The sequence below is a fragment of the Butyrivibrio sp. INlla21 genome, assembly GCF_900116875.1.
Classification (GTDB): Bacteria; Bacillota; Clostridia; order Lachnospirales; family Lachnospiraceae; genus Butyrivibrio.
Genome location: NZ_FPCC01000011.1, coordinates 1 through 14,247 on the forward strand (window position 1 = coordinate 1; position 14,247 = coordinate 14,247).

Genomic DNA, 14,247 nt, shown 5'->3' on the forward strand with positions numbered 1-14,247 from the left:
GTTCAGCACCGCCTCGTTTCCTTGTACGGTGGTTACTCCTTTCAGAGCATTTCACGCAGACCTCCCTAGGTACCACACGTTTCTTCCTCTCCATCCATCTGCCTCATCTATCATGCATGATTCCGTGTAGTTATGGGGTTTCGACTTGTGCAGTAGCCTTACCCTCATGCATGACCTCATATGAGATTTCTGTTCGTCAGACCAGAGATTTGCCCGTGAGTTAGTATGTTCCTCACATCCAGCTTCCTTCAGATTCCACCTCGCGATGGACACCCTTGCCTTCGGCTATATCCTTCCCACTACCGGGCGAATTCGGGACTTTAACCCGTTGGAAACGTGCGCCGCTAGGCGCACTACAGAAAAGGGGTCACACCCAGATGATTAAATAATCTGGGCGTGACCCCTTTTTTATGGTTAATTGGTTAATTAGGTTAATTGGAATATTTAATATTGTACCGTTCTCACGGCAGAATCCTCATTAAGCGAAAGGGTTCTCTGTAGGGTAAGGAAGAGATGCCGGCTGGTTGTAGCCGATTGTCTCTGCTCCGATGTACTTAAATACCTCATAGAGAGCCTTTCCGAAGTGACCGAATGCTACAGCACCGTGGTGAGGGAAGTTGCCCTCGATAAGAACGTGTCTATAGAATCTGCCCATCTCAGGAATAGCGAATACACCGATACCGCCGAATGACTTAGTAGCAACAGGAAGAACCTCACCCTGTGCAACGTATGTGCGAAGGTGGTTGTCAGATGTGCTCTGAAGTCTGAAGAATGTGATATCTCCGGGTACGATGTCACCCTCAAGTGTTCCCTGTGTAACTTCCTCAGGAAGGTTTCTAGCCATGATTCTCTGGAACTTCATCTCGCAGCTTGAAAGCTTGCCTGTGCAAGTATTTCCGCAGTGGAATCCCATGAATGTATCTGTGTGCTTGTAATCGAACTTGCCCTTGATGCTCTCGTTGTACATATCCTCAGGTACTGAGTTGTTGATATCAAGGAGAGTAACTGAATCGTTACTTACGCATGTTCCGATGAACTCACTGATTGCTCCGTAGATATCTACCTCACATGATACAGGAATTCCGCGTCCTGTAAGTCTTGAGTTAACGTAGCAAGGAACGAATCCGAACTGTGTCTGGAATGCAGGCCAGCACTTACCGGCAATAGCTACATACTTCTTGTAACCTCTGTGCTCCTCAACCCAGTCAAGAAGTGTAAGCTCATACTGAGCAAGCTTCTCAAGGATTTCAGGCTTCTTGTTACCTGCGCCAAGATCCTTCTCCATGTCCTTAACAACATCAGGAATTCTCTTGTCGCCTGCATGCTTGTTGAAGCTCTCGAAAAGATCAAGCTCTGAGTTCTCTTCAATCTCTGCACCAAGGTTGTAGATCTGCTGAATAGGTGCGTTACAAGCAAGGAAGTTCATAGGTCTGGGACCAAAGCTGATGATCTTAAGATCACGAAGACCTGCGATCGCTCTTGCGATAGGAACGAACTCGTTGATCATCTTAGCGCATCCCTCTGCTGTTCCAACAGGATACTCAGGAATATATGCCTTTACATTACGAAGGTGGAGGTTGTAGCTTGCGTTAAGCATTCCGCAGTAAGCATCTCCTCTTCCGTCGATAAGATCATTCTGTGACTCCTCAGCTGCAGCACAGAACATGATAGGTCCATCAAAGTGCTTAGCAAGAAGTGTCTCTGATATCTCAGGTCCGAAGTTTCCAAGATATACGCAAAGAGCGTTACATCCTGCCTTCTTGATATCCTCAAGAGCATTAACCATGTCGATCTCGCTCTCAATGATGCAGATAGGACACTCATATACGTCCTTATCGTTGTAGTTCTTCTTGTAAGCTTCTACCAATGCTTTTCTTCTGTTTACTGCAAGTGATGCAGGGAAGCAGTCACGGCTTACAGCAACAAGACCAATTTTTACTTCAGGTATGTTTATCATAAAAAATCCCCTTTCTTTGCGCGTTTTTTGCGCTATACCTTTCTTGTCCTTCTTTATATCAAGAGTTGCCAAACTCTCTAAAGAACTAATTAAACATCTTGCCATGTATACATGACATTATACCACTTATGTCCGTGGCATTAAATCTGAATTTCCGCCTTTACACATGTCTTTCCTGTGAGTTCTTTGGATCTCTCATCAGGCTGCATAGTTCCGGCAAAAATATCGAACTTCTTGGAAAAGATCTTTCTGTTTCCGTCGTTGTCTACGGATGTAAATGCTCTGTCTTTTACAAAGATAGTGATCTTCTCAGAAGCGCCTGCCTCAAGGTGTACTCTCTTAAATCCGCACAGACATGCATTGGGAATAGCAAGCTCGTATTCCTTGTCCTTGATGTAAAGCTGAACTACGTCATCTGTTGCAACCTTGCCTTCGTTAGCAACTGTAACGGTTACTTCAGCACCTTCCAATGTTCCGTCTGAAGCTTTCTTAACAGCTACATCGATATCTTTGCATACTACATCGCCGTATGTAAGACCGTAGCCGAAAGGATAGAGAGGTGTTCCCTCAAAGTATCTGTATGTTCTGTTCTTCATGGAGTAATCCTTGAAATCAGGAAGCTCTTCAGAAGAATAGTAGAATGTCACAGGAAGTTTTCCTGAAGGTGAAACATCACCGAAGAGGATATCTGCAACATCCTTGCCGCCAAGTGCGCCGGGATACCAAGCCTGAACAACGGCATTAGCTTCATTCTCAGCCTTAGAAAGGTTGATGGCACTACCTGACATATTGATAACGATAGTAGGTTTCTTCATCTCAAGTACTGAGTTGATGAGAAGTCTCTGAGGCATAGGAAGATTGAGATTAATCTTATCTCCTGATGCAAACTGGTTTCCTGTATCTCCCTCTTCACCTTCGAGTGTCTCATCGAGACCAACTACCACTACAACCACATCTGAATACTCGGCAACAGTCTGTGCCTCTGCGATCCTGTCTGAACCATTAGGATCTGACAGAGCGCTGGCATTGGCCTTCCAAAGGTGGCTACCCTCTGAGTAAAGAACTCTTACATCATCGCCAACTTTATCCTGGATACCCTCAAGAACAGTGATGTATCTTGAAGATGTTCCGTGGTAGTTACCGATAAGTGCCACTCTTGAATCTGCGTTGGGGCCAACTACGCCGATAGTCTTAATCTTGTTCTTATCAAGAGGAAGTATGCCGTCGTTCTTGAGAAGTACGATACTCTCCTTGGCAGCCTTGTGAGCCACTTCAAGGTGTTCCTTGCTCTCAACAACAGTGAACGGGATCTCATCCATCTCTGTCTTATCAAACATTCCAAGAAGGAATCTTGTTGTAAACAATCTCTCGCAAGACTCTGTGATAACTTTCTCATCAATAAGTCCTGCTCTATATGCATTCATGAGCTTCTGATATGTACATCCGCAGTTAAGGTCGCATCCCATATCAAGTGCAAGCTTTACTGACTCCTCGGGAGTCTCTGTAACCTTGTGATTCTCATGGAAGTCTCTTACTGCCCAGCAGTCGGAAACGAAATGTCCCTGGAATCCCCACTTACCTCTAAGAAGGTCTACCATAAGGGGCTTGTTTGCGCAGCAAGGCTCGTCATTTGTTCTGTTGTAAGCACCCATAACTGCTTCTACATCAGCATCCTTGACACACGCCTCAAACGCAGGAAGATATGTCTCTTCCATATCCTTGGGAGTAGCCTTGGCATTGAAATGATGCCTGTCAGCTTCGGGACCTGAGTGTACAGCAAAGTGCTTAGCACAAGCTGCTGCCTTCATGTACTCTCCGTCTCCCTGGATTCCCTTGATAAAAGGAACTGCAAGAGTACTTGTAAGGAAAGGATCCTCTCCGTATGTCTCATGTCCTCTTCCCCATCTGGGATCTCTGAATATATTTACATTGGGAGCCCAGAATGTAAGTCCTTTATAAATATCTCTGTCGCCACGCTTGGACTGCTCATTGTACTTAGCTCTTCCTTCGAGGGCGATGATATCTCCGATATCCTTCATCATCTCCTCATCAAAAGCAGCAGCAATACCGATAGCCTGCGGGAACATTGTTGCCGTGCCGGCTCTTGCAACGCCGTGAAGCGCCTCATTCCACCAATTATAAGCCGGAATACCCAATCTTTCGATCGCGGGGGCATCATAACGAAGCTGAGACGCCTTCTCCTCAACGGTCATCTTCGCCACGAGCTCTTTTGCTCTTTTTCTTGCCTCTGTTCTGTTCATTAATCCACCTCTTAATTATGTTGATATTCCTAATACGATTCAGATTACATGTATAAACATTGTACTGATGATCAGAACACTATTCCTATCATTTAATGCTTTTTACATCTTGAATTATGCGAAAGAAAGGAGCGAACAAAATGCCCGCTCCAAACCGATGATTTAATATATCTTTCTTCCCTTCTCATCGGGAATGCCGCTCTTCCTATAGAAATATGAGTTGATCTGATCTCTCCACTCATTGGCATTCTCGACCTGAAGTCTGAACCTCTCCATCACTCTCTCATATACGTCTTTCGGCACCGCATCTTTTAACGATCCCCATTTTTCCATCAGCTCTTTTGCCTGACATGCCCCTTCAAAATGCGAATCGTAGATGTACTGAATAAGAGTCTGTCCGCTCTTTAGCTTGTAGGTATAAGGTATTCTATGGAAGAAAAGAAGCAGCTCCTCGGGACAGGTATCGGGATCGTTATACATATCCGCATTCTTCTTATAATACTGCTGCGCATATCCCGTTCCCTTATCGCTTCTGTCAACGCCTATCGCATGATGATCGGCTCTGTGATAGGTTCCCCATCTTGAATATTCATATCCGTCAACGCTCGGTCCGTAGTGCGTATTAGGTGTCACCATCCAGCCGATTCCGAGAGGTGCCGTATACTTCTCGTAAATATCTCCCGAATCAAGGAGCATACCCACAAGCACGTCCTCGGATTTTTTATCCCTTGAAGATGCGTAAGTAAGGCGAACCCACTCTCTTGCTATATCTTCAGCCGAAAGACTCATGTCATAAGCAAGTCTTCCAAAGCCGTAGAGATTGGCTGCGGCAAGATCGTTGCCTGTCCAGTTATAGTCATTACCCGTATTAATAACAGCTGCAAATCCGGCGTTCTTATTACCCATCGTCTTACCGCTTATGATGTCGGCAACCGTATCACAACCTTCTTTGCAATAAGTATGGAAGCCCAATACTTCCTTAAACCACGGAATAAGGTAAAAGAGATCTATCTGGTGTCCGGTGTATTCCTGCGCAAGCTGAACCTCAAGCATCTGATTGGTCTTTGTAAGTCCTCCAAGAAGCGGAGATACAGGCTCTCTTACCTGGAAGTCCATGGGTCCGTTCTTTATCTGAAGGATAACGTTGTCGCGATACGCTCCGTCAAACTCTTTGAAATAGTCATAGCCCGCTCTTGCTCTGTCGGTCTTATAATCTCTCCAGTCCTGAGTACAGTTGTAGACAAAGCATCTCCAGATGATGATTCCTCCAAAAGGCTCTACGGCATCCGCAAGCATGTTTGCTCCGTCAGCCTGCGTTCTTCCGTATGTAAAAGGTCCGGGTCTTCCCTCGGAATCTGCTTTTACAAGGAAGCCTCCGATACCGGGGAGCTTTTCAAATACTTCTTTTGCCTTGTCTTTCCACCAGGAAATGACTGTCTCATCAAGAGGATCGCAGGTCTCAAGCCCTCCGATCTCGATGGGAGAAGCGAAGTTTATCGTTAGATACAGCTTTATTCCGTAATCCGCAAATATATCCTGCAGCTCTTTTACCTTGTCAAAAAATCTGTCGGTTATAAGATACGTCGCTGCGCCTTTTACATTGACGTTGTTTATTGCGATCGCGTTGATCCCGATACTCGCCATAAACCTTGCGTAATCGACAGTTCTGTCATTAATGATTATGTCGTCGTTTTCAAAAAAGAATGATTCTCCGGAATAGCCTCTCTCTATGCTTCCGTCCATGTTGTCCCAGTGATTAATCATTCGAAGCGGATTAGACGGAGAAGATTTCTCATTAACACTTTCAACAGAAACACCCATAGCAATTTTTCTAAGAAGCGCAAATACTCCGTAAAGGATTCCGTTTTCATCGCTTGCCTTTACAGTAATCTCGCTATCCGTGCCGGCGATCTCATAGCCTTCTTTTGCGACAGATGATTCTCTGAAAAAAGAGATCTCTTTTGCCGAATCAGCATTCGAAGAAGCGCCTGCTGCCACAAGCTCTGTTCCGACAAGCCCCTTAAGGCCCCTTTCCAGCTCTTTTGCCGCACTTTTTATGATCCTGTTTTCGGCGTCAAATCCTTCAATTATCAGAGCCCGCGTGCCGCCAAGCTCGTTAATCCTGTCATATGAAAGCCAAAGATCTGACCACTTCTTTTTTTCCATCAAAAAAATCCTTTCAGTTTACGAAAATTTACGAAAATATCTAGCTACTATTTTGAGTGTTATATGGTAAAATACTTCTGTAATTTACAGTAGTTTACACGCAAGGAGTATCCTCGTATGATACATGATATCAACGAACAATCCCGCGAAGATATCTATTACGATACGCAAAAAGGTGTGCTGTTATATCACAACACTCTGAGCGAGTATCCGACCCATTGGCACAATGAGATCGAGCTCATCCTGCTTTTGTCGGGAACGCTTCGCGTCAAATTTCACAACGATAAATCAACAGTGATAAATTGTGTGCCCGGAGACATCGTAATGGTTGCTCCCGGAACACTTCATGAATATCTTTCCGAGTCAGATGGCGGAGAAAAGCTTATTCTCCTCTTCGACATCGGCGGATACTCTCAGGTTTCATCTCTTGTTCCGCTTCTTAAAGCAATGCCTGCTTATGTACATATCAAGCAGGAAGAATTTCCCGTTGAGACGGCTCGTCTCCAGAATTACTTCTGGGAGATCGACAGACTCTACGGCCAGCGAGATGAATTCCTTCAGATCTCAGTTTACTCACTTGTTACTTTAATACTTGCGCAGATTGGAAGCATGCACTTAGGCGACACAAATCTTGCGAAAAACACCGCCGATCCTCAGCGCAAGAATATCGATAAGCTTGTAGCGGTTACCAATTACATCGACTCACACAGATCCGACGATCTTACGGTTGAGCAGCTGGCTGAGCTCGCAGGCTTTTCCAAGTTCCACTTTGAAAGACTCTTTAAGAACTACATGGGTATCTCCTGTTATCAATACATAACCAAGCGAAGAGTAATGATGGCTCAGGAGCTCCTCGGCGATACGGATCTCTCGGTCATGGATATCGCGCTTCAATCCGGTTTCTTTAGTCTTTCAACCTTCAACAGGGTGTTTAAAGAGATCAACAAATGTTCACCCACTGAGTTTAGAAAGCTTTACAGGACGGGAGCAGACTTTACTCCCGCCACCTGATCTTTATTCAATAGGAAGTTCAAACGGGCACATCGGTATGCCGATGGCGTTAACAATGAGTCCGCCTCTATAGGTGTTTTCACAGCACCAGCGAAGAGCGACTGCATTCTTAACATCATCCTTGCTGCGTACAACGATGCTGCCCTCTTTTATTTCAGCATCCGCTTCGTGAAGCTCACCGTCTTTATCTACGAAAAAGAAATCTCGTATCTCGGTTCCTTTTCCTTCATCCGAAACTTTTAGTTCCTGTGCATGCTCAAGTTCTACCAGTACAGCTGCCTTTTCATCCTGTACCTTCTTAATTGAAGCAGCCATAGGTCCGCAGTATTCTCCGATGTAGCCGTATTTAAGATGTCCTGCCCAAAGAGCAAGTCTCTCCCCCACAGGCTTCTTGGTCACGGGATGAAGGTCGTTGTCTTCTCCAAGTCCCATAGTAACGACAAGTCCGGTTGAAGGTATATCCAGGATCTTGTTCTGCACAAGTCTAAACTCGCCCCAATTCTCTTCCTCAGTCAAGTCGATCACAAAGTTAGGAAGCTGAACCGCGATGAACGGAAGGTTATCTTCTTTCCATAATTTCCTGTAACCGCGTATCATTTTCTCTGTCAGATCTGCGTAGTCCCAGGGCTGACCAACATTACTTTCACCCTGATACCAGATGATTCCGTCTACAGGGAAATTATGGCAAGGCGCTGTCATTGCATTGTACAGTCCCGAAGAATTCCAGTTGATAAAATCAGTAGGCGGCATCTTGTCGCAGGTTGCACCGATCTTGTACTTCCAGATTCCGTCAAGCTCTGCGGACGCATCTTCGTTAAAGATCTTATACTCCTTGATCGCACCGGGAGTTATCCTTCCAAGTCCAAGCTCGATCTTAAGACGCACGACAAGCGTGTTGTCCTTCTGTCTTGTAAGTCCTTCTCTGATATCATATTTTCTCGGAGGATACTGATATTCGGTTACTCCGACTTTTTCACCGTTAATGTATGTCTCATCGGAATCAACCATTGTTCCGAGGAAAAGACGCGCACTCTTACCCGCAAGCTCTTTTGGCAGATCGAATTTCTTTCTAAACCAGACACTTCCAACGTGTCCTTCCAAAGGAGTTCCGGTAAACATGGTGGGAACCGAAAGTTCATCCCAGTCAGAGTCATCCGTGTTCTCTTTTTCCCAAGAATTCTGTATTCCGAGATCCTTGTTATATAGATCGTTTATCCATTTATTGGTCTTGTCTTCGTTCCACTTGGCTCTCTCATTTCTGAAAGCAGCGTCGTTATATTTGTCGGTCTCGGCGATAAGCTCATCGTAGCCTTCAAGCATCTGCCTGCTCATCCACGACTGGATCCTCGATCCGCCGAGTGAAGCATTGATAAGGCCGACAGCCTGATGAGTCATAGCTCTTAATTCCTTGGCAAAAAAGTAAGCTACTATAGAAAAGCTCATGATGGTGTCTTTGTTTACGGACACCCAGCTTCCCGTGTTGTGCTCTTCGTAAGGCCCGGAAAAACTTGTCTCTTCTATAATCTTAAAGGTACGGATCATGTCTTCGTCTTCTATAGTTCGAAGAAACGGATATTTATCCGCAACTCTGGCACCGGGAAATTCCATGTTGGACTGTCCCGAGCAAAACCAGACTATACCTATCATCACGTCCTTAACAGTGATGCTGTCCCCCTCACTGTCGGAAACCGTAAGATCATAGGGTCCGCCGCCTTCTCTTGCGGGAAGGTAAATGTCAAATCGTCCGTTATCGGAGGTTTCAACATTTCCGACCACTCCGTCAAGCTTTGCCGTTACCCTGACGCCGGGAGTGTCCCAACCCCAGATATGTATGCTTTTTCTTCTTTGTAATACGCATCCGTCAGACAACAAACGCGGTAAAATAAGTCTAGCCATGGCTAATCTCCTATCCTCTTAATGATTTGATTATAACCATTGCTATTCTTATTTTACCGCGTACATATTGCTAAAATCATGCTATATTTTGCTATTACGCAAGATAGTATATCATTTTAGCATTCAAAGCGATATTTTGATTTATTCCTGATTATGTCCGGAGGAACCGATCCTGACAAGCGCTCTGTAGAGCTTGGCTTCCGCTCTTACTCTGGCTTCCTTATCAAGGATCTCGTTCTCAAGCATCTCCTCTGCTTTGGCTTTGGCAGCTTTGGCACGCTCGATATCAATGTCTTCGCTCCACTCCCAAGTTGTGGGAAGAACTCTGACTTCTCCGTTCATAACAGAAAGCATTCCGCCGATACAGGCGGCTTTTCTCTCTTCGCCATCTGCTGTGACGACTTTGGCTGTGCCCATTCCGATAGCCGTACAGTAGTTGGTGTGACGAGCAAGTATCTCGACGTCACCGTCTATCGTACGTAGCAATATCTTTTGAACTTCACCTTCATATTCAAGGCCGTCCAGGGATACAACCTGTAAATGATAAGAAGTGGACATACAGATCCCCCTTACTGCTTCTTAGCTTTCTCAAATACTTCGTCGATAGTTCCAACGAGAAGGAATGCACTCTCGGGAAGATCATCGCACTCGCCGTCAAGGATCATCTTGAATCCACGGATTGTCTCCTTAAGAGGAACGTACTTTCCGGGAAGTCCTGTGAACTGCTCCGCAACGGAGAAGCTCTGTGACAGGAAATTCTGAACCTTACGTGCTCTGTATACGGTGAGCTTATCTTCTTCTGAAAGCTCGTCCATACCCATGATGGCAATGATATCCTGAAGTTCACGATATCTCTGAAGCACCTGCTGTACTCCCTTGGCAACTTCGTAGTGCTCTTTTCCGACGATATCGGGTGAGAGGATACGGCTTGTTGAATCAAGAGGATCAACAGCGGGATAAATACCCTTGGATGCGATGTCACGGGAAAGAACCGTTGTAGCATCAAGGTGTGTGAATGTTGTAGCGGGAGCCGGGTCGGTAAGGTCATCGGCAGGAACGTATACGGCCTGAACCGATGTGATGGAGCCCTTCTTGGTTGATGTGATACGCTCCTGGAGCGCACCCATCTCGGTAGCAAGTGTGGGCTGATAACCTACGGCTGAAGGCATACGTCCGAGAAGTGCTGAAACCTCTGAACCTGCCTGTGTGAAACGGAAAATATTATCGATGAAAAGAAGCACGTCCTGATTTTTAACATCACGGAAATACTCAGCCATCGTAAGTCCGGAAAGACCAACTCTCATTCTGGCTCCGGGTGGCTCGTTCATCTGTCCGTAAACCAGAGCTGTCTTATTGATAACTCCGGATTCTTTCATTTCTCCGTAAAGGTCGTTTCCTTCACGGGTACGCTCTCCAACACCTGTGAATACGGAAAGTCCACCGTGTGCTGTAGCAACGTTATTGATAAGCTCCATGATAAGAACGGTCTTACCTACTCCGGCACCGCCGAAAAGACCGATCTTACCGCCCTTAGCGTAAGGGCAGATAAGGTCAACGACCTTGATACCTGTCTCAAAGATCTCAGTAGCGGGAACCTGATCTTCGTAAGCGGGAGCGGGTCTATGAATAGGCCATCTCTCTGCTGTCTGAGGAGCAGGACCGTTATCAACGGGGTCTCCGAGAAGGTTGAAGATTCTACCAAGACACTCTTCACCAACGGGAACGGTGATAGAGCTTCCGGTATCAACAGCGTCAACACCACGAACAAGTCCGTCTGTTGAGCTCATGGCTACGCAACGTACTACGTCATCTCCGATCTGCTGAGCAACCTCCGCAACCAGCTTGTGATCATCAATCATGATCTCTATAGCATTGTGAAGATCGGGAAGTTCACCCTCTTTGAATCGGATGTCGAGTACAGGGCCTGTAACCTGTATTACCTTTCCAACATGATTTTCACTCATTGTTAAACTCCTTAATTATTTAAAATGATGCACCTGCAACGATCTCCGTGATCTCCTGCGTGATGCTTGCCTGACGTGCTCTGTTGTAGTACAGACTCAAGGTATCTATCATTTCTTCCGCGTTATCTGTAGCGGCTTCCATCGCCGTTCTTCTGGCAGCAAGCTCACTCGCATAAGAAATGCTGATACTGGAATACATGATTCCCGCCAGATATTCCGGAACAATAGCGTTGAACACAGTCTCACTGTCCGGTTCATACAGTATCAGATCTTTAGCCTTGCCATCGTCTGTCTTTTCTTCCGATTTAAGATCGGAAAGAGGAAGAAGCGATGATGCGGTAGGAACCTGAGAAAGCATCGATACAAAATCGGTGTAGCACAGATAAATATGTCCGAACTCGCCGTTTCTGTATGCGTCGCAGATAAGCTTGGCTATCTGGAAACAATCGGAGATTGTTATCTTGGCTACCTCGGCGTATTCTTCCGTGAATAGAGACACTTTTCTGTGCTTGAAATATTCAACGGATTTCTTACCGATGGGAAGGACGGTGTATTCACCTCTGTCCTTGGTCTCCGACTCCATGAACTTAAATAAGTTGGAGTTGTAGCCGCCCGCAAGTCCTCTGTCACCCGCAATTACAACGTACAGCCATTTATCGCTCTTACCGCTCTGGGTATACGGTGATCTGAAATCAGTATTACCGTTTGCGATGTCTGTAAGTGTTGCAAGTGTGGTCTCAAGATAAGGTTTGGATAGATCCGCCTTTTCTTTTGCCTTGCGGAGCTTTGATGCAGCGACGAGCTGCATCGCCTTGGTTATCTGCATAGTGCTTTGAACGCTCTTGATTCGGAGTTTAACAGCTTTCATACTTCCGGCCATTTTTTATCCTCCTATTAATTCGCACTCGCTTTTTTCTTTAAGAAGTTGTCTGTGTATGCGTTCAATGCGTCTTTTAACTTTTTCTCTGTTTCTTCCTCGAGCTTACCTGTCTCGCGAATGTCGCGCATAGCTGCGATTCCGGAAGGATCGTTGTCAAGGAATTCGTAAAGGCCTTCCTCGTACTCTGCAACGTCCGTTGCCTCAACCTTTATAAGGATGTTGTTTACAACGGCGTAGAGGATAGCAACCTGTTTCTCAACGGGAACGGGTTTGTTCTTGTCCTGCTTGAGCACCTCAACGATACGCTCACCTTGTGCAAGACGCGCCTTGGTGTCTTCGTCAAGGTCGGAACCGAACTGAGCAAAGCTCTGAAGTTCTCGATACTGTGAATATACGAGTTTAAGTGTACCCGCAACCTTCTTCATTGCCTTGATCTGAGCGTTACCACCAACTCGGGATACCGAGATACCGGGGTTAACGGCCGGCATGATTCCCGAGTGGAAGAGCTCTGTCTCAAGGAATATCTGTCCATCTGTGATAGAGATAACGTTGGTCGGGATGTACGCCGAAACGTCGCCCGCCTGTGTCTCGATGATGGGAAGTGCGGTAAGTGATCCTCCTCCGTTCTCATCGGAAAGCTTGGCAGCTCTCTCAAGAAGTCTTGAGTGGAGGTAGAAAACGTCTCCGGGATAAGCCTCACGTCCGGGGGGTCTTCTGATCAAAAGTGAAAGTGCACGGTATGCTACGGCGTGCTTGGAAAGATCGTCGTAGATGCAAAGCACGTGCTTACCTTTATTCATAAAATACTCACCCATTGCACAACCTGTGTAAGGTGAAATGTACTGCAGCGGGCTGGGCTCAGAAGCTGTAGCGGCAACTACGATTGTGTAGTCCATTGCGCCGCCCTTCTTAAGGTCCTCAACCAGCGCCGTTACTGTCGAACGTTTCTGTCCGATGGCAACATAAATACAGATAACATCCTTGCCCTTCTGGTTAAGGATAGTATCTATAGCTATTGTTGTTTTACCTGTCTGTCTGTCACCGATGATAAGCTCACGCTGACCTCTTCCGATGGGAATCATTGAATCGATAGCCTTGATACCTGTCTGAAGAGGCTCTTTAACGGGCTGTCTTGCAATGATACCGGGAGCGGGTGACTCCACAGGTCTGTATTCCGATGATTCGATCGGGCCTGCACCGTCGATAGGCTGTCCGATAGCATTAACGACACGTCCGATCATCTTCTCACCTACAGGAACAGATACGACTCTTCCTGTACGCTTAACGGTCTGTCCTTCGCTGATTCCTACATCTTCTCCGAACAAAACCGCAGATACTACTGTTTCTTCGAGGTTCTGGGCCATTCCGAATGTACCGTTTTCAAACTCCAAAAGCTCTCCGGACATACAGTTCAAAAGGCCGCTGACTCTGGCAATACCGTCACCGACTGTGAGAACCGTTCCGGTCTCGTTCTGGATTATTGCGTTCTGATAATTCTTTATCTGGCTTCGAATGACCTCGGATATTTTTTCTGGTTTCAGTTCCATATTATCCTCCGACGTTTATTTTTCTTTATATAACTGTCTCGTCGACACGTCTCTGTATCTCGGATAACCTGCCTTTGACCGTTCCGTCAAAGAGCTGTCCTTCAAGATCGACGCGGACTCCTCCAAGAACTCCGGGGTCAACCTTCTGTGAAAGAAGTACTTTCTTGCCGCTTATCTTCTCGAGCTTTGCTTTAAGCTGCTCAAGCTGCGCGTCTCCCAGCGCTACTGCTGTGGTAACAAGGGCATCTGCGATACCGTGTTCCTCATTGTAGCTCCTTCTGAATCTCTTCTGACAAGCAGAAAACTCACGCAAAAGATCTTTTTCTATAAGGATCTTGATGAAGTTAAGAAGGTATTCCTGACATCCGTCTTTAAAAGCTTCATCAACAAGCTGCAATCTTTCTTTCTTGGGAACGGAAGGTTCCGAGAGGAGAGTGATATAATCGGGATTTTCTTTGAAAAGATCCCTTATGATCTCCATTTCTCCCAGTATTTCATCCGTAAGGTTCTCTTCGGCTGCCAGATCATACAGGCTCTGCCCATAAAGATCTCCAGCTTTACTCAT

10 protein-coding genes are annotated in these 14,247 nt (G+C 46.0%); 1 reads left to right on the top strand and 9 read right to left on the bottom strand.

The window, feature by feature from the left end:
* Window positions 1–478 precede the first annotated feature (478 nt).
* From BM377_RS07950 to BM377_RS07960, 3 genes are all read right to left on the bottom strand, one after another.
* Complete coding sequence (locus BM377_RS07950; protein WP_092246625.1) at window positions 479–1,957, bottom strand: L-fucose/L-arabinose isomerase family protein; 1,479 nt, start codon at window positions 1,955–1,957, stop codon at window positions 479–481.
* 140 nt (window positions 1,958–2,097) lie between these two features.
* A complete protein-coding gene (locus BM377_RS07955; protein WP_092246414.1) occupies window positions 2,098–4,218 on the bottom strand; it encodes a glycoside hydrolase family 3 C-terminal domain-containing protein in 2,121 nt (706 codons plus the stop codon).
* A gap of 162 nt (window positions 4,219–4,380) precedes the next feature.
* Entirely contained in the window at window positions 4,381–6,384 is a 2,004-nt protein-coding gene (locus BM377_RS07960; RefSeq protein WP_092246417.1) for an alpha-glucuronidase family glycosyl hydrolase, read from the bottom strand.
* Between the two features lie 117 nt (window positions 6,385–6,501).
* Here BM377_RS07960 and BM377_RS07965 point away from each other — a divergent pair, with 117 nt between their 5' ends.
* The gene (locus BM377_RS07965) at window positions 6,502–7,395 is read left to right on the top strand and encodes a helix-turn-helix transcriptional regulator (protein WP_092246420.1); all 894 of its coding nucleotides are present in this window, start codon (window positions 6,502–6,504) and stop codon (window positions 7,393–7,395) included.
* 3 nt (window positions 7,396–7,398) lie between these two features.
* Here the strand turns inward: BM377_RS07965 and BM377_RS07970 are convergent, their stop codons facing one another.
* The 6 genes from BM377_RS07970 to atpH all read right to left on the bottom strand — a co-directional run bounded on the left by BM377_RS07970 (window position 7,399) and on the right by atpH (window position 14,247).
* A complete protein-coding gene (locus BM377_RS07970; protein WP_092246423.1) occupies window positions 7,399–9,291 on the bottom strand; it encodes a sialate O-acetylesterase in 1,893 nt (630 codons plus the stop codon).
* A 141-nt stretch (window positions 9,292–9,432) separates the two neighbouring features.
* Window positions 9,433–9,849, bottom strand: a complete 417-nt coding sequence (gene atpC / locus BM377_RS07975) for an ATP synthase F1 subunit epsilon (protein WP_092246426.1) — start codon at window positions 9,847–9,849, stop codon at window positions 9,433–9,435.
* Between the two features lie 11 nt (window positions 9,850–9,860).
* Window positions 9,861–11,255 (bottom strand): F0F1 ATP synthase subunit beta, encoded by a 1,395-nt coding sequence (atpD, locus tag BM377_RS07980; RefSeq protein ID WP_092246429.1) that lies wholly within the window; start codon window positions 11,253–11,255, stop codon window positions 9,861–9,863.
* 19 nt (window positions 11,256–11,274) lie between these two features.
* Window positions 11,275–12,135 carry an ATP synthase F1 subunit gamma gene (gene atpG / locus BM377_RS07985; protein ID WP_092246432.1) on the bottom strand — a complete coding sequence of 287 codons (861 nt, stop codon included), beginning with the start codon at window positions 12,133–12,135 and terminating at the stop codon, window positions 11,275–11,277.
* Between the two features lie 14 nt (window positions 12,136–12,149).
* The gene (gene atpA, locus BM377_RS07990) at window positions 12,150–13,682 is read right to left on the bottom strand and encodes a F0F1 ATP synthase subunit alpha (protein ID WP_092246435.1); all 1,533 of its coding nucleotides are present in this window, start codon (window positions 13,680–13,682) and stop codon (window positions 12,150–12,152) included.
* Window positions 13,683–13,707: 25 nt separating this feature from the next.
* On the bottom strand, window positions 13,708–14,247 hold the full coding sequence (gene atpH, locus BM377_RS07995; RefSeq protein WP_092246438.1) for an ATP synthase F1 subunit delta: 540 nt from the start codon (window positions 14,245–14,247) through the stop codon (window positions 13,708–13,710).

Excerpts from the sequence above, each read along its gene's own strand:
- atpA (WP_092246435.1), bottom strand. The coding sequence starts at position 13,682 with ATGGAACTGAAACCAGAAAAAATATCCGAGGTCATTCGAAGCCAGATA.
- atpD (WP_092246429.1), bottom strand. The coding sequence starts at position 11,255 with ATGAGTGAAAATCATGTTGGAAAGGTAATACAGGTTACAGGCCCTGTA.
- BM377_RS07970 (WP_092246423.1), bottom strand. The coding sequence starts at position 9,291 with ATGGCTAGACTTATTTTACCGCGTTTGTTGTCTGACGGATGCGTATTA.
- atpH (WP_092246438.1), bottom strand. The coding sequence starts at position 14,247 with ATGAGTAAAGCTGGAGATCTTTATGGGCAGAGCCTGTATGATCTGGCA.
- BM377_RS07965 (WP_092246420.1), top strand. The coding sequence starts at position 6,502 with ATGATACATGATATCAACGAACAATCCCGCGAAGATATCTATTACGAT.
- atpC (WP_092246426.1), bottom strand. The coding sequence starts at position 9,849 with ATGTCCACTTCTTATCATTTACAGGTTGTATCCCTGGACGGCCTTGAA.
- BM377_RS07950 (WP_092246625.1), bottom strand. The coding sequence starts at position 1,957 with ATGATAAACATACCTGAAGTAAAAATTGGTCTTGTTGCTGTAAGCCGT.
- BM377_RS07960 (WP_092246417.1), bottom strand. The coding sequence starts at position 6,384 with ATGGAAAAAAAGAAGTGGTCAGATCTTTGGCTTTCATATGACAGGATT.
- BM377_RS07955 (WP_092246414.1), bottom strand. The coding sequence starts at position 4,218 with ATGAACAGAACAGAGGCAAGAAAAAGAGCAAAAGAGCTCGTGGCGAAG.
- atpG (WP_092246432.1), bottom strand. The coding sequence starts at position 12,135 with ATGGCCGGAAGTATGAAAGCTGTTAAACTCCGAATCAAGAGCGTTCAA.